Below are 14,879 nucleotides of genomic sequence, written 5' to 3'. Positions count from 1 at the left end.
TTAAGATATGAAATGTGTTTTTAAAATTTATAATTTTACATAGCCTTTAAATTTTGTTTAACCTTAAAATTGTTGATCTATTATGTCAAAAGTCATGTTTGATTATACAAAATCGATATTAGAAAGAGTAAGTTTTGATTTAGTCCTTTTTAGTAAAGAATTAGAAAAAGCTGTAAAAACCCTTCTGCCATACGAATTAGAGCAGTTAAAAGAGTGGCTAGTATCTTTTATAATAGAGAAACCAGAGTTGAAACCGTCATTAATGATAGTGAATATTTAAAGAAAAAAGGAATCGTAACTGATTCCTTTTTTTTATGTCTTAATGTTGCGTTTTTTATTTTGGATAGTGCTTTCTTTTAAAAGATTAAAGCAGGTTAAATTTTTCTAAATGTTTTAAAGTATTGTCGGTATTTTTAGGTGTTTTTTAACGCTTTCAGTCTAGTGGCTTATCGTTACTTTTTAGTAAATTACATTACTTAATTAGATAACTTTAAACCCCAATATTATGCCTAGATTAATATATGATTATACCAAATCAATACTGGAGAGAGTAAGTTTTGCTCCTGATTTATTTGTAAAAGAACTTAAAAAAGCCGTTAGGAATTTATTGCCTCACGAGATGGAACACCTAAGGAATTGGCTTTTGTATTACACTAAAGAAAAGCCTGAATTACAACATTGTCTTATCTTAGTAGAAAGAAATTAATTAAAAAGTGGAGTCAGATTATTGAAATCTGACTCTATTTTTTTTGAAGTGGACTAATGATTTGTACATTTTGAAAAACAATAGCGCCTTTAATTACTCCGGCAATAGTGCTTCGTAAGGCTTCAATAATTTGAATTTTTAATTCACTTTTTGGAAAAATTAAACTCACTTCTCTAGCTGGTTTAGGTTCCACAAAATGACGAAGTTTAAGTTTGTCTGATTCTTTTAAATCCAAAGTATGCAAATAAGGTAAAAGAGTGGTTCCTAAACCTTCGTCGGCCAGTTTTATTAAGGTTTCAAAACTTCCGCTTTCTATTTGGAAAGCATTTCCTTCATTTTTGGAACTGTTTTTACAAAGATTTAAAATTCCGTCTCTAAAACAATGACCATCCTGTAAAAGTAAAATTTCATCAATATTTAAATCTTCTATTTCAATTTCCTTTTTTTGAAAATTATGATGACTTTCCGGAATATAAGCAACAAAGGGTTCGAAGTATAAAACAATTTCTTTAATTTTTTCTTCTAACAAAGGTGTAGCAGCAATGGCAGCGTCCAAGTGTCCGTTGTTGAGTTTGGTAATAATTTCTTCGGTGTTTAATTCTTCGATAATGAGTTTTACTTTCGGATGTTTTTTGATGAAATTATTCAAAAACATGGGTAATAAAGTAGGCATAATCGTTGGGATTATTCCCAATCGGAATTCCCCTCCGATGTATCCTTTTTGTTGCTCAACAATGTCCTGAATTCTGTCGGCTTCGTTAACAATGTTTTTGGCCTGAGAAACAATTTTTTGACCTATATCGGTTAGCTGGATGGGTTTTTTAGTTCGGTCAAAAATTTGAATGTTTAGTTCTTCTTCAATTTTTTGAATTTGCATACTCAATGTCGGTTGAGTAACGAAACATTTTTCGGCCGCTAAAGTGAAATTTTTATGTTCGGCAACAGCTAAAACATATTTAAGTTGTGTGATGGTCATAAAATAGATGATTTTGATACAAATATAAAAACAATCAATTTAATTTATAGTGGTTTTTGGTCTTTTTCGAAATATATTTGGAAAACCATCTGGATGATACGCGCATGGCTGGAAGAATAGCCGTTAAGGAATATGCGGGTAAATTATTGAAGTAGTTAGATAAAAAATATTTATTTAACTACTTTTTTTATTTTTTGTTGATTGTTTTTTGTTAATTTTATTATTATGAAAATAATCGCTCGCTTTTTTTTAATTCTTTTTATAGGTTTTCTGGCAACTCCTACGATTGTAAAGTTGATAGAAAAATCTGCTGACACGTCTATATTTTTTAACGTTTCGGAAGAAGAGCAGGTAAAAAAAGAAGTTAAGAATCTGGTTTATTTTGTAGCTTCTCCGGCTACTTTTGAATTTAAAGAGTCTATAAAAAGAACTTTAATTCATTTCGAAAACCAGTCTAAACATGACAACGTTTCTAAAAAAATAGTGTCGCCTCCGCCCGATTTGGCATAATACATTTTAGTTGAGATTTGAGTAGTTTTTGATAGTGTTTAAAATGCTGTCAGGATTTAGGTATCATTTAATAATTGTATTATGACAAGAAAAATTAATCTTTTTGCCAACCTTAAAACGGATTTTGCGTCCGGTTTAGTGGTTTTTTTGGTGGCTTTGCCTTTGTGTTTAGGAATTGCAATGGCTTCGGGTGCACCTTTGTTTTCCGGAATTATTACGGGTATTGTAGGAGGAATAATTGTCGGATATTTGAGCCAGTCTCATATTAGTGTTACGGGACCTGCAGCAGGATTAACAGCTATTGTTTTAACAGCGATTTCTGATTTAGGAGCTTTTGATGTTTTTTTGACGGCGGTTCTTTTAGCTGGTGTTTTTCAGTTGCTTTTAGGCTTTTTAAAAGCAGGAACGATCTCTAATTATTTTCCAACCAATGTTATTGAAGGAATGCTTGCCGGAATTGGAATCATTATTATTCTGAAACAATTGCCGCATGCCTTTGGGTATGATGCCGATTTTGAAGGAGATCAGGCTTTTTTTCAAATTGATGGCGATAATACTTTTTCGTCTTTGGTTAAGATGTTGAATTATTTTCAGCCGGGTGCTATTATCGTAACTTTGGTTTCTTTGGTAATTCTTATTTCCTGGGAAAGAGTCTCTTTTTTGAAAAAAATTAAATTAATTCCCGGAGCTTTGATCGCTGTAATTTCGGGAATTATAATTAATGAAATTTTTATTACTACCGGAAGTTCACTGGTTATTGCACAAAGTCATTTGGTTTCCTTACCTGTACCTACTTCTGTCGATGATTTTAAAGCAATAATTGTAACGCCTGATTTTTCAGGATTTACCAATCCTAAAGTATGGACAATCGGATTGACGATTGCTATTGTGGCTTCGATTGAGACCTTGTTGTGTATTGAAGCTTCGGACAGACTGGATCCTCAAAAAAGATATACAAATACGAATGTGGAGTTAAAAGCACAGGGGATTGGAAATATAATCAGTTCTTTGATTGGTGGTTTGCCTATGACTTCTGTGGTGGTACGTTCATCGGCTAATGCTAATGCGGGAGCCAAATCTAAAATGTCGACTATTATTCATGGTTTTATGTTATTGCTGAGTGTACTGATTATTCCGGTGATTTTAAATAAAATTCCACTCGCTACACTGGCTACAATTTTGATTTTAATAGGTTATAAATTAGCCAATCCTGCTAAGATTCGACACTTTTTAGTAAAAGGTAAATATCAGTTTGTTCCTTTCATTGCAACTATGGTTGCTGTGGTTGCCACCGATTTGTTAAAAGGAGTTATGCTGGGAATTGCTATTAGTATTGTTTTTGTTTTGAGAGGAAATTTAAAAAGAGCTTATACCTTTAAAAAAGAAGAATATGTGGATGGAGATATTATTCATATCGATTTGGCACAGGAAGTTTCCTTTTTAAATAAAGCGGCTATTAAGAGTACTTTAAAAGCTATTCCGGAAAATTCAAAAGTGATTATTAGTGCTCATGATACCGTTTATATTGCTCATGATATTTTGGATTTAATTAAAGAATTTAAAACAACAAGAGCTGTGGATGAAAATATTAAAGTAAAACTGAAAGGTTTTAAAGAGGCCTATCAGTTGGAAAATACTGCCGAAGTTCCAAACCATGTTTCCATTGAGCATTATTATGATGTGGCTAAAAGAAGAATGGTTCAAAAGGAAATTTTTTAAAAAATGTAATTTGTCAAAAGAAGTAACAAAAGTTTAAATCAGTTAATTAGAAAATAAAATACAATGGACGATTTTTATAAAAAAATATTAGACAATAATAAAGAATGGGTTGAAAAAGCATTGGAAAAAGACCCGAATTATTTCGCAGATTTAGCAAAAGGACAAACTCCGCCTTTGTTATGGATTGGCTGTTCTGATAGTCGGGTTCCGGCAAATGAAATTATCGGTGCTAAACCGGGTGAGGTATTTGTACATCGGAATATTGCCAATATGGTGGTTCATTCGGATATGAATATGCTGAGTGTTTTGGATTATGCCGTGAATGTGTTAAAAGTAAAACACGTTATTGTTTGCGGGCATTACGGCTGCGGAGGAATCAAAGCTGCTATGGGCAATCAATCTATTGGGATTATCGATAACTGGATTAGGCATATTAAAGATGTGTATCGTTTGCATAGTGTGTATCTGGATTCTATTTTTAATGAAACGGATCGCTTTAATACTTTTGTAGAAATTAATGTGAAAGAACAGGTTTTTGATTTGGCTAAAACGTCTATAGTACAAAACGCCTGGAAAAAAGAGCAGGATTTAACCTTACACGGTTGGGTTTACGGATTGAATTCCGGTTTTGTTACCGATTTAGATGTTAATATGAGCTCCAATCAGGAATTAGACGAAGTCTATCAGTTAAGTTTTTAAAATGTTAAAAGCTTAGTTTTATTCGTTATCCAGATTTTCATTAAAGGCTGAAGGCATTAACTTCGGGATAAATTTAATCAGAATTGGAAGTAATAAACTTCCGCCCGGAAGTAAAAAAATAGTTAGGGACGGTATTGTTTTACAAATATCCAACAGCTGTTTTTTTACTTTCTTTTTTTCCTTTTCGCTCAAATCCCTGCGCGTAGAATAAGCCAGTAAAACCATTAACTCTTTACTTTGAATGATTTCTTTAAGCAGCCTGTTTTTATTGCGCGTAATAAGCGTGATAACACTTTGAGTTGTTTGGTCGTAAAAATGTTTTACCGGATTGGAATAATTAAAATAAGGAATCTCTGCTTTGTATTTTGTGATAAAAGCATCGGTGTTTTGAATGCTTTCAGTCACAAAATCAGCTGAAATTTTCAGATTTTGAGCTAGTTTGTGCAGAAAATAAATTTCTTCATTTTCAATTTCGCCGTCACTCCATAATGCCATTCCGGCCATATCCGTCAAATAGTATTTTTCTAAGTCAGAGCTAAAATAATCCAGATTGAGTTCTTCCAGATTTTGAGCACCAATTTTAGAAAATTTACTGTAACGAACAGAAGCTTCGAAAAGTTTGATTAATAAATCGTCGTAATTAGATTTAGTGGTTTTAATTTTTAAAGCTAACGAAACAACGCTAATAACGGCTTCCTCAATTTTTTTTAGATATTTTTCCGGTATTTTTCCATGAATTAAGTATTGCCTAAAAGCTAAAATATCCATGAAAAGTAGCGCATTGGTAACAATATGCGAGAAATTTTTGTTGATAATATCAACATTTGTCTGAACGCGGGTATCAATAATTTTCTCCAGATTTAATGAAGGAGCTCCATTAGGTAATATTTTCTTAAATAAATCAAAACCCTGCGGATGCATATCGTCGTAAAAGTCTAAGGCTTTTTTTATAAAAGTATCGGAATCAGTATCCTGAGTGATTAAGCCGTAAATTCCGAAGAGTGTGTTTAGTAAAGAAACCTTTGGGATCTCATTTTGAACCCATCCTTTAGTGTCAATAAATACAGGAGTTTCAAAAGAAATAATATGACCATAGATAAAACCGGTAGCTCTTGTCTTTTTATAGAAAGAATCGGTGTCCGGAAAAAGATGTTGTTTTCCGAATTCTTGTTTGAGAAAGAATTTATCGATCCAACCAGATGCAGAAGGGTTAATCATAGTCTTGCTTTGAGGTTACAAAGCTATGTTTTTTTATACTTTTGATGTTATATAAAAATAAAAAAACCGTCTCAAATTTGTTAAATTAAGACGGTTTTGAAATTTATATAGAAAAATTTCTATTTGATTATCGCTGAACAGGCTACTCTGGCACCTGCATTTCCGGCAGGTTGAGAGGTGAAATCATCGGTGCCTTCATGAACAATTAGTCCTTTTCCTAAAATGTCTTTAGTTTGATCGCCGCAACCAATGCACCATTCATCTGTAGTTATTTTTATAGAACCATTTCCGTTAGCATCTGCGGTGAAATTTCCAATATCTCCTTTATGATATTCGCCAACGCCCCATTTTCCGTGTTTTTTAAATGTTGGATTCCAGTGTCCTCCTGCCGAACTTCCGTCTGGAGCTGAACAATCGGATTTTTCATGGATATGGATGGCGTGAACTCCCGGTTTTAATCCGGATAATTTGGCTTCAAAAGTTACTTTTCCATTTTTTTCTATAAAAGTAGCTGTTCCGGAAACTTTACTGTTACTCTTAGCTTCAAATGCAATATTGATTTTCTTGGTATCAGCCGATTTATTTTGAGGTTTACATCCAATTAAAACCGAACTGATTGCTAGTGTAAGGACAATAAATTTTTTCATGATTTTTTTAAATAAGGTTTTCAAACCATAAAAATACTATAAAAAGCCGCGATAATCAAAGATAATTCGGGTTTTCTATTTTGATTTTTCTCCTACAAAATTATGATTTGGTGATTTAAACAGCACATTAAAAGAAGTCAAACTGCCATAAATGCGGGTGATGTATTGTTGAAGTTCTACTTTTTCAATTTCTTCCAGATTGCTGGAATTGATTTTTTGTTCCATAACTCTTAAACGGTCACGTACCATCACAATCTTATGAAAAAAAGTGTCAATAGGCATTTCTTTAGACGCCAAATTAACCTGTCCGGGTTCTAAAATGATTTTTCCACCTTTCCATTTATCTCCAATTGGGACAATTTCAGAGACATCAGCCCATTTTCTGAGTAAATTTTTCAGAGTCGTTTCAACATCTGAAAAGCTTACTGTATCGACTTCGTTTTCGGCAGCTTCGATAATTTCAAAAGTATCGTTTAAGGGAATTGTTTCTAAGCCATTTTCAATAAAAGTGACCCAGTACTCTTTAGAAGAAACATTCGTGATGACTCCTTTTCCGTATTCGGGATGTGTAATTCGGGAACCGATTCCTAGTATTTTCATATGTAGTGATTTATTGTTTTTTATCTAAAATAGGAACAATTTTTGTGATTTCAAAAGAAGAATAATTTATTAAAACACAATGTTTATTGTCTTAATTTTAGAGAATATTAAATTGTTGTTTTCCAGAGTTTTGTTTGTTTAAAAATTAAAATATAAAAGTTATGAAAAGCTTAAGAATAGTCCTTTTATTACTACTTTGTTGTAATGTTTTTGTGGGATTTGCACAGGAAAAGACCAAAAAACAATTGAGAATAGAGCGAAGACAGGAAAAAGAAAAAGAAATTGAAAAATTAATTGATGCCCGAGAATTCGAATTTGTTGCTCAAAATTTGAGTTCACAAATATTTAATTTTGTTGATTTGACAACGAATCCCAATTTTATAAAATTTAAACCTGATTTTGTAAAAAGTGAGATGCCTTATTTTGGGAGAGGTTTTAGCGGATTAGCATATGCAGGAAGTGATACAGGTTTGAAATTTGAAGGGAAACCAGAAAGATTTACCGTGAAGAAAAACAGAAAAGGGTATCAGGTAGATGTTGTGGTTAAGGGACAGCAGGATTTTTTTAATTTAGGTCTTTCTGTTGGTTTTGATGGGAGTGCGACTTTATCGGTTACTAGTAATAACAGAAGTCCGATTAATTATTTCGGGGCTATCTCTACAATAAAGGAAGAGAAAAAGCCGTAATTTTTGAAATTCCATAAACAAAAACGTCCCGAAAATTTCGGGACGTTTGGTTTTTTTATAGGAGTTATTGGCTAAAAACAATATTTGTTCTCGGCAATAATTTTGGCGCTGATGGTACGTCTGATTTCTACAATATTTGGCATATTGGTATATTTAGTATAACGTCTTAATCCCATAAGCATCATGCGTTGTTCATCGCCTTCGGCAAAAGAGATGATACTTTCTTTTCCTTTTTGGGTAATAATATCAACCGCTTTGTACAAATATAATTTTGCCATCGCAATTTGTTCTTTAATATTGGCTTCGCCTACTTTTTTAGCCAACTTTTCAGTTCTTAATATAGTAGATTCGGCCATATAAATTTCGATTAAAATATCAGCTGAAGCAATTAATAATTGTTGGTGTTCGTCTAAATCCGGACCGTATTTTTGAACAGCGCCACCGGCAACCATTAAAAAGGCTTTTTTCAATTTGCTAATCATTTCTTTTTCCTCAGCAAATAATTCAGAATAATCCGGAGTTTCGAAAGAAGGAATACTCATTAAATCTTCCTGTACTTTTGAAGCCGGACCTAGTAAATCCACATGACCTTTCATGGCTTTTTTGATAAGCATTCCTACGGATAACATGCGGTTAATTTCGTTAGTTCCTTCGTAAATTCGGGTAATTCGGGCATCACGCCAGGCACTTTCCATCGGAGTGTCTTCGGAAAATCCCATTCCACCTAAAATTTGGATTCCTTCATCGGAACAATTCTGAATATCTTCGGATACGGCTACTTTCAAAATAGCGCATTCGATAGCAAATTCTTCCACGCCTTTCAATTCGGCTTCCTGATGAGATGCTCCTTCGTTTTCACGAATCGTAACACGTTCTTCGATACTTTTAGCAGCTCTGTAAACAGCACTTTCTCCGGCATAGCAGCTGGTTGCCATTTCGGCTAATTTGTATCGAATGGCGCCAAATTTCGAAATAGGAACATTGAATTGGATTCTTTCATTCGAATATTTAGCCGCATTAGAAATAATTCTTCGTTGCGAATCTAAACAGGCAGCGGCCAATTTGATACGACCAACATTTAGCGCATTCATAGCAATTTTAAAACCGTTTCCACGCTCCGAAAGCATGTTTTCTACCGGAACTTTGGTCTCATTAAAAAACACCTGTCTTGTTGATGAAGCGCGAATTCCTAATTTGTGTTCTTCTTCATTTGTAGTAATTCCGTTATTTGGGTCGTTTTCAACAATAAATCCGGTGATGTTTTTATCGTCTTCAATTCGGGCAAAGACAATGAAAAGCGAACAAAATCCGGCATTGGTAATCCACATTTTTTGTCCGGTAATTTTATAATGCGTTCCGTCTTCGGATAAAACCGCTTTTGTTTTTCCGGAATTAGCATCACTTCCTGCACCTGGTTCCGTTAAGCAGTAAGCACCAAACCATTCTCCTGATGCGAGTTTAGGAACGTATTTTTGTTTTTGTTCTTCAGTTCCGTATAAAGTGATTGGTAGTGTTCCAATTCCCGTGTGTGCTCCAAAAGCACTCGAAAACGAACCCGTAGCTCCCGAAATGTAATCACAAACGAGAACCGTATCTACAAATCCCATTCCCATTCCGCCATAGGCTTCCGGTACCGAAATACTCAAAAGTCCTAATTCGGCAGCTTTGTGCATGCATTCAATGGTAAAGGCGTAGTCTTTGTTTTCAAAACGCATTTTGTTTGGCCAAAGTTCTTTGTCAACAAACTCTTTGACCATATCGCGCATCATTTTTTGTTCCTCCGAAAAATCTTCCGGGATAAAAATATCGTCACATTTTGTTTCTTTTACGAGGAATTGTCCTCCTCTTGTTTTGTCGTCCATGGTTTTATTTTTTAATTAGAAAATAGAATAGAGAGAATAGAAAATAGACCTACTTGAGGTTATTTTGGAATGACATTGTCATTCGTTGAAATTCTTCTATTTTAGTTTCTAGTAGGTTAAAAGTTATATCGTTAATGTATTTTCGATGCTTTGCGACTATTAATTGAGTATTTAATTCAAATGAAGAACCTAGAGAAACATCTATAAAATGACTAAAAGATTTATCCGTTCTGGCCGAGCCTTCAGCAATATTACTAGGTATTGAAACGGAACATCGGCTTAATTGAGAGCTTAAATCATATCTTTCATGTTTGGGAAATTCTAAAAGAATATCAGAAATGTCATTTGCAATCTCTATTCCAAGTTGCCAAATTTTCAAGTTTTTATAGTTGTGTCTTATCATTCTAAGTTTCGTCTATTTTCTATTCTCTGTATTCTATTTTCTTTCTAAAGCAACTCAAAAATCCCCGCTGCTCCTTGTCCGGTTCCTACACACATAGTTACCATGCCGTATTTACTGCCTCGAAGTTTCATTTCGTCAAACAATTGAACGGACAATTTTGCTCCTGTACAACCCAACGGATGTCCTAAAGCGATTGCACCACCGTTTACATTTACAATATCAGGGTTTAAATCTAATTCCCGGATTACGGCTAAGGATTGTGAAGCAAAAGCCTCGTTGAGTTCAATTAAATCAATGTCTTTCAATTGTAATCCGGCTTGTTTTACGGCTTTTGGGATTGCTTTTACAGGACCAATTCCCATAATTCTGGGTTCCACTCCGGCAGAAGCATAGTTGACTAATCGCGCTATTGGAGTTAAGTTTAGTTCTTTTACCAATTCTTCGCTCATTATGAGTACAAAAGCAGCTCCGTCACTCATTTGCGATGAGGTTCCGGCAGTTACTGTTCCGTTAGCTGCGAAAACGGGTTTTAATCTGGCTAATGCTTCCAGCGAAGTATCAGCTCTGGGACCTTCGTCTTTGTTTATGAGGTAAGATTTGGTTTCTTTTTTGCCATTGGCATTAATAAAAGTCTGCTCAATGTTGATAGGAACGATTTGTTTGTCAAATTTACCTTCGGTTTGTGCTTTTAAAGCTTTTTGATGTGAATTAAAAGCAAATAAATCCTGATCTTCACGCGAAATATTGAATTGTTTAGCCACGGCTTCAGCAGTTAAGCCCATTCCCCAATAATAATCTTCGTGTCCGGCTTTTGCAACCGCATAATCGGGAGTAGGACGATAGCCTCCCATTGGTATAAAACTCATGCTTTCGGCTCCACCGGCAATAATGCAATCGGCCATTCCTGACTGAATTCGGGCAGTTGCCATTCCAATAGTTTCTAATCCGGAAGCACAATAGCGATTCACGGTAACTCCCGGAACATCATTGATTTCTAATCCCATTAAGGAAATTAAGCGACCAAAATTCAATCCTTGTTCTGCTTCCGGCATGGCATTTCCTACCATAACATCATCTATGCGTTTTTTGTCAAAATCCGGCAATTCATTCATCATGTGTTGAATGGTTTCGGCAGCTAACTCATCTGGTCTTTTAAATCGGAACAATCCTTTTGGGGCTTTCCCAACGGCTGTTCGGTATGCTTTTACGATATAGGCTGTTTTCATATATTTTGTATTAAGATTGGAGTATTAAGTATTAAGACTTCCAATTGATATTGTTATTGTTTTTTTAGTGATTTTTGAAGTGCAAAATTCATATTGCTTACTTCTACTAATTCGTTTATTATTGGAGAAACTTTTTCTTCACCTAATAAATTCAAACGTTTTGAAATTATTAATTGAGTAATGAGTTCATAAGTTGAACCATTTGCAATTCCTAAGAAATGAGTAAATTCATTATTAGAATTACGACCAGATCCTTCTGCAATATTCGAAGGAATTGAAACAGCACATTTTTTAATTTGATGTGTTAAGTTGAATTTTTCATCAGAAGGTAATTCCGAAGTGACTTTATAAACATCTACAGTAATGTCTATTGCTTTTTGCCAAATTTTTAATTTTTCAAATTGATGCATAGTCTTAATACTTGATTCTTATTACTTAATACTCAAAAAATTAGTTTCTCAAAGGTTTCCCCACTTTCAACATATATTGGATTCTTTCCATCGTTTTTTTCTCCGTACATAAACTTAAAAAAGCTTCTCTTTCTAAGTCCAATAAATATTGTTCGGATACCAATGTAGGTTCGGATAAATCACCGCCGGCCATTACATAAGCCAGTTTGTTGGCAATTTTTTTATCGTGATCCGAAATATAATTTCCGGCTACCATTTGGTCGGTTCCTACTAAGAACATTCCCAAGGCTTGTTTACCTAAAACTTTGATATCATTGCGACGAATAGGCTGTGTATAACCAGCTTCCGCCATTAACAAAGCATGTTTTTTGGCTTCGGCAATCTGGCGGTCTTTGTTTACCACGATGATGTCTTTACCGTGTTGTAATAAACCGCTGTCATAAGCTTCGTAACCAGAAGTTGAAACCTTAGCCATAGCAATTGTCAAGAAATATTCCTGTAAAGTGTTTAATTCCACATCGTTTTTACGGAATAAATCAGAAGCACGTAAGGTCATTTCTTTCGAACCGCCACCACCGGGAATCACTCCAACTCCAAATTCCACCAATCCCATATAGGTTTCGGCAGCAGCAACCACTTTATCGGCGTGTAAACTCATTTCGCAGCCACCACCAAAAGTCATTCCGTGCGGTGCGACAATCACCGGAATGGATGAATAACGCACGCGCATCATGGTATCCTGGAAATATTTTATAGAAAAATTCAATTCGTCATATTCCTGTTCGACTGCCATCATAAAAATCATTCCCAAATTGGCTCCCACCGAAAAATTCGCAGCCTGATTTCCTATGACCAAACCTTCATATTCTTTTTCGGCTAAATCAATTCCTTTGTTGATAGCCTGTAAAACATCGCTGCCAATAGTGTTCATCTTCGATTTGAATTCGATATTCAAAATACCATCTCCTAAATCTTCAATAATAGCACCGCTATTGCTCCATATTTTTTTGCTTTGGCGAATATTATTCAAAAAGATAAAAGCATCCTGACCGGGTACTTTTTCCTCAGATTTTTTGGCAATATCATAGAAATAAGTAGCTCCTTCTTTTACAGTATAAAAACTGCTGTTTCCGGAAGCTAACATTTCATTTACCCAGGAAGCAGGGGTAAGATTTTCGGCTTTTATTAATTCGATACCTTTTTCAACACCGATGGCATCCCAAATTTCGAATGGTCCATTTTCCCAGCCAAAACCGGCTTTCATGGCATCGTCAATTTTGTATAATTCGTCGGATATTTCAGGAATTCTATTGGATACATAAGCAAATAAGGCGGCGAAGCTTTTTCTATAAAATTCTCCTGCCTTGTCAGTTCCTTTAATTAAAACTTTAAAACGATCAATAGGTTTATCGATAGTTTTTGTCAATTCTAAAGTTGCAAACGAAGCCTTCTTAGCCGCTCTGTATTCTAAGGTGTTTAAGTCTAAAGAAAGAATGTCTTTGTCTACTTTTTTATAAAATCCCTGTCCTGTTTTGCTTCCAAACCATTTATTCTCCACCATTTTGCTGATGAACTCAGGAAGTTGGAATAAATCATGTGCCTCATCATCCGGACAATTTTCATAAATACCATTGGCTACGTGAACCAAAGTATCCAAACCAACCACGTCAACGGTTCTGAAAGTTGCCGACTTGGGACGACCAATAACAGGTCCGGTTAATTTATCTACTTCTTCGATGGTAAGGTTCATTTCTTTTACCAAATGAAACAAACTTTGAATCCCAAAAACTCCAATTCGGTTTCCGATAAAGGCAGGAGTATCTTTGGCAACCACTGAAGTTTTACCTAAAAATTGTTCTCCGTAATTATTCAGGAAGGCTAATACTTCGCCCGAAGTTTTCGGTCCCGGAATAATTTCGAGTAACTTTAAGTAACGCGCTGGATTAAAAAAGTGTGTTCCGCAAAAATGCTTTTGGAAATCTTCCGAACGACCTTCACTCATAAAATGAATCGGAATACCGGAAGTATTAGAAGTTACCAAAGTTCCCGGAGTTCGGAATTGATCAATTTGTTCGAAAACCATTTTTTTGATATCCAAACGCTCCACAACTACTTCGATAATCCAATCTGCTCCGGCAATTTTTGCCATATCGTCGGTTGTATTTCCGGTCGAGATTCGGCTGGCAAATTTAGCACTGTAAATAGGAGAGGGATTCGATTTTAAAGCATTGGTCAAATGTTCATTGACAATTCGGTTTCTTACCACTTTACTTTCCAAGCTAAGACCTTTTTTGGTCTCGGCTTCAGTTGGTTCTTTTGGGATAATATCCAAAAGCAAAACTTCTACTCCAATGTTAGCGAAGTGGCAGGCAATTCCGGAACCCATGATTCCGGAACCAATTACGGCAACTTTTTTAATGGTACGTTTCATAGTTTGTTACTATTTTATATTGAAGTTGATTTTGTTTTATTCAAAATCAACTAATTTCATTTTCATTGTTTTCGGCGGAATTAAATATTTTTTTTTCCTGAATTAACTGATTGATGGTTTCGGCAACTTCGATGAAGTTTTCCCATTTTTCATCAGAAATATGTTTTTTTATGCTTTCGTTAAATTGAATAACGGTGTTTTTAGATAAGGCTCTTTTTTCTTTGCCATAATCTGTAAGGTAAATCAGAACGCCGCGTCCGTCATTTGGATTTTTCTTTTTAAGAATTAATCCTTTTTCTTCCATGGATTTCAAGGTGCGGGTTAAACTCGTGGCTTCTATTCCCATTTTAGGACCTAAAGTTGTTGAAGGTGTTCCTTTTTCCTTATCAATACTCAATAATGCAAATCCTGTTGCCATAGTAGCTCCGTATTTGCTCGCTTCTTCATTGTACATTCTGGAAATAGCCTGCCAGGTTGCTCTTAAAACATAATCTATGGTTTTATTTTTCATAGGGCATGCGTATTATATTTATAGCAAAATCAGAGTAGATATTTTATCATAATTGTTTTATTTTAGGTTAAAAATTATGATATGATTATATCGCTTGTTTCAAATATACTAAAAAATAGTATGCATGCATAACAAAAAAGCGCTATTTTTTTGTTAAATAAAAAACATGAAGCAAAAAAAAGAAGCCGTCTCAAAACTGAGGCGGTTTTTTTTGTGCTTTATATTTGGTTTAACATAAGTTATTTCGTATGTTTAGTCGTTGATTTACAACTGAT

Annotated in this window: 16 protein-coding genes; 6 read left to right on the top strand and 10 right to left on the bottom strand. The window is 34.6% G+C overall.

Annotated features, from left to right (window positions below; all coding sequences use genetic code 11):
- Positions 1 to 82: 82 nt before the first annotated feature.
- Positions 83 to 280 (top strand): hypothetical protein, encoded by a 198-nt coding sequence (locus tag B6A10_RS11155; RefSeq protein ID WP_026714080.1) that lies wholly within the window; start codon positions 83 to 85, stop codon positions 278 to 280.
- 225 nt (positions 281 to 505) lie between these two features.
- The gene (locus B6A10_RS11150) at positions 506 to 706 is read left to right on the top strand and encodes a hypothetical protein (protein WP_055090263.1); all 201 of its coding nucleotides are present in this window, start codon (positions 506 to 508) and stop codon (positions 704 to 706) included.
- Positions 707 to 740: 34 nt separating this feature from the next.
- On the opposite strand, the gene B6A10_RS11145 is transcribed toward B6A10_RS11150, so the two are convergent.
- Positions 741 to 1,682: a LysR substrate-binding domain-containing protein gene (locus B6A10_RS11145; protein WP_055090265.1), complete on the bottom strand. Its 942-nt coding sequence runs from the start codon at positions 1,680 to 1,682 to the stop codon at positions 741 to 743.
- A 225-nt stretch (positions 1,683 to 1,907) separates the two neighbouring features.
- Here B6A10_RS11145 and B6A10_RS11140 point away from each other — a divergent pair, with 225 nt between their 5' ends.
- The 3 genes from B6A10_RS11140 to can all read left to right on the top strand — a co-directional run bounded on the left by B6A10_RS11140 (position 1,908) and on the right by can (position 4,610).
- Complete coding sequence (locus B6A10_RS11140; protein WP_188220928.1) at positions 1,908 to 2,192, top strand: hypothetical protein; 285 nt, start codon at positions 1,908 to 1,910, stop codon at positions 2,190 to 2,192.
- 81 nt (positions 2,193 to 2,273) lie between these two features.
- A complete protein-coding gene (locus B6A10_RS11135) occupies positions 2,274 to 3,911 on the top strand; it encodes a SulP family inorganic anion transporter (protein WP_188220927.1) in 1,638 nt (545 codons plus the stop codon).
- A gap of 63 nt (positions 3,912 to 3,974) precedes the next feature.
- Positions 3,975 to 4,610 (top strand): carbonate dehydratase, encoded by a 636-nt coding sequence (gene can / locus B6A10_RS11130; protein ID WP_055090270.1) that lies wholly within the window; start codon positions 3,975 to 3,977, stop codon positions 4,608 to 4,610.
- A gap of 18 nt (positions 4,611 to 4,628) precedes the next feature.
- Here the strand turns inward: can and B6A10_RS11125 are convergent, their stop codons facing one another.
- The 3 genes from B6A10_RS11125 to B6A10_RS11115 all read right to left on the bottom strand — a co-directional run bounded on the left by B6A10_RS11125 (position 4,629) and on the right by B6A10_RS11115 (position 7,075).
- Positions 4,629 to 5,828 carry an LETM1-related biofilm-associated protein gene (locus B6A10_RS11125; RefSeq protein WP_188220926.1) on the bottom strand — a complete coding sequence of 400 codons (1,200 nt, stop codon included), beginning with the start codon at positions 5,826 to 5,828 and terminating at the stop codon, positions 4,629 to 4,631.
- 119 nt (positions 5,829 to 5,947) lie between these two features.
- On the bottom strand, positions 5,948 to 6,475 hold the full coding sequence (locus tag B6A10_RS11120) for a superoxide dismutase family protein (RefSeq protein WP_055090347.1): 528 nt from the start codon (positions 6,473 to 6,475) through the stop codon (positions 5,948 to 5,950).
- Between the two features lie 75 nt (positions 6,476 to 6,550).
- Positions 6,551 to 7,075, bottom strand: coding sequence for a hypothetical protein (locus tag B6A10_RS11115; RefSeq protein WP_055090275.1), 525 nt, complete (start codon positions 7,073 to 7,075; stop codon positions 6,551 to 6,553).
- 161 nt (positions 7,076 to 7,236) lie between these two features.
- Here B6A10_RS11115 and B6A10_RS11110 point away from each other — a divergent pair, with 161 nt between their 5' ends.
- A complete protein-coding gene (locus B6A10_RS11110) occupies positions 7,237 to 7,761 on the top strand; it encodes a DUF4251 domain-containing protein (protein ID WP_188220925.1) in 525 nt (174 codons plus the stop codon).
- 71 nt (positions 7,762 to 7,832) lie between these two features.
- Here B6A10_RS11110 and B6A10_RS11105 read toward each other — a convergent pair whose 3' ends face one another.
- The 6 genes from B6A10_RS11105 to B6A10_RS11080 are packed head-to-tail and all read right to left on the bottom strand — an operon-like array spanning position 7,833 to position 14,604.
- Complete coding sequence (locus B6A10_RS11105) at positions 7,833 to 9,623, bottom strand: acyl-CoA dehydrogenase family protein (protein WP_188220924.1); 1,791 nt, start codon at positions 9,621 to 9,623, stop codon at positions 7,833 to 7,835.
- 49 nt (positions 9,624 to 9,672) lie between these two features.
- Complete coding sequence (locus tag B6A10_RS11100) at positions 9,673 to 10,026, bottom strand: four helix bundle protein (protein WP_055090281.1); 354 nt, start codon at positions 10,024 to 10,026, stop codon at positions 9,673 to 9,675.
- A 44-nt stretch (positions 10,027 to 10,070) separates the two neighbouring features.
- A complete protein-coding gene (locus B6A10_RS11095; RefSeq protein WP_188220923.1) occupies positions 10,071 to 11,252 on the bottom strand; it encodes an acetyl-CoA C-acyltransferase in 1,182 nt (393 codons plus the stop codon).
- Positions 11,253 to 11,305: 53 nt separating this feature from the next.
- Complete coding sequence (locus tag B6A10_RS11090) at positions 11,306 to 11,662, bottom strand: four helix bundle protein (protein ID WP_188220922.1); 357 nt, start codon at positions 11,660 to 11,662, stop codon at positions 11,306 to 11,308.
- Positions 11,663 to 11,702: 40 nt separating this feature from the next.
- Positions 11,703 to 14,093, bottom strand: coding sequence for a 3-hydroxyacyl-CoA dehydrogenase/enoyl-CoA hydratase family protein (locus B6A10_RS11085; RefSeq protein WP_188220921.1), 2,391 nt, complete (start codon positions 14,091 to 14,093; stop codon positions 11,703 to 11,705).
- Between the two features lie 46 nt (positions 14,094 to 14,139).
- Positions 14,140 to 14,604, bottom strand: coding sequence for a MarR family winged helix-turn-helix transcriptional regulator (locus B6A10_RS11080; protein WP_055090286.1), 465 nt, complete (start codon positions 14,602 to 14,604; stop codon positions 14,140 to 14,142).
- Positions 14,605 to 14,879 lie beyond the last annotated feature (275 nt).

The organism is Flavobacterium pokkalii, assembly GCF_014596575.1.
Taxonomy (GTDB): domain Bacteria; phylum Bacteroidota; class Bacteroidia; order Flavobacteriales; family Flavobacteriaceae; genus Flavobacterium; species Flavobacterium pokkalii.
Note: the sequence above shows the minus strand (reverse complement) of the source record. Positions and strands in the feature narration are given on the sequence as shown.

Bases quoted from the DNA above. Each gene is read 5' to 3' on its own strand.
- B6A10_RS11155 (WP_026714080.1), top strand. From the start codon at position 83: ATGTCAAAAGTCATGTTTGATTATACAAAATCGATATTAGAAAGAGTA.
- B6A10_RS11150 (WP_055090263.1), top strand. From the start codon at position 506: ATGCCTAGATTAATATATGATTATACCAAATCAATACTGGAGAGAGTA.
- B6A10_RS11145 (WP_055090265.1), bottom strand. From the start codon at position 1,682: ATGACCATCACACAACTTAAATATGTTTTAGCTGTTGCCGAACATAAA.
- B6A10_RS11140 (WP_188220928.1), top strand. From the start codon at position 1,908: ATGAAAATAATCGCTCGCTTTTTTTTAATTCTTTTTATAGGTTTTCTG.
- B6A10_RS11135 (WP_188220927.1), top strand. From the start codon at position 2,274: ATGACAAGAAAAATTAATCTTTTTGCCAACCTTAAAACGGATTTTGCG.
- can (WP_055090270.1), top strand. From the start codon at position 3,975: ATGGACGATTTTTATAAAAAAATATTAGACAATAATAAAGAATGGGTT.
- B6A10_RS11125 (WP_188220926.1), bottom strand. From the start codon at position 5,828: ATGATTAACCCTTCTGCATCTGGTTGGATCGATAAATTCTTTCTCAAA.
- B6A10_RS11120 (WP_055090347.1), bottom strand. From the start codon at position 6,475: ATGAAAAAATTTATTGTCCTTACACTAGCAATCAGTTCGGTTTTAATT.
- B6A10_RS11115 (WP_055090275.1), bottom strand. From the start codon at position 7,075: ATGAAAATACTAGGAATCGGTTCCCGAATTACACATCCCGAATACGGA.
- B6A10_RS11110 (WP_188220925.1), top strand. From the start codon at position 7,237: ATGAAAAGCTTAAGAATAGTCCTTTTATTACTACTTTGTTGTAATGTT.
- B6A10_RS11105 (WP_188220924.1), bottom strand. From the start codon at position 9,623: ATGGACGACAAAACAAGAGGAGGACAATTCCTCGTAAAAGAAACAAAA.
- B6A10_RS11100 (WP_055090281.1), bottom strand. From the start codon at position 10,026: ATGATAAGACACAACTATAAAAACTTGAAAATTTGGCAACTTGGAATA.
- B6A10_RS11095 (WP_188220923.1), bottom strand. From the start codon at position 11,252: ATGAAAACAGCCTATATCGTAAAAGCATACCGAACAGCCGTTGGGAAA.
- B6A10_RS11090 (WP_188220922.1), bottom strand. From the start codon at position 11,662: ATGCATCAATTTGAAAAATTAAAAATTTGGCAAAAAGCAATAGACATT.
- B6A10_RS11085 (WP_188220921.1), bottom strand. From the start codon at position 14,093: ATGAAACGTACCATTAAAAAAGTTGCCGTAATTGGTTCCGGAATCATG.
- B6A10_RS11080 (WP_055090286.1), bottom strand. From the start codon at position 14,604: ATGAAAAATAAAACCATAGATTATGTTTTAAGAGCAACCTGGCAGGCT.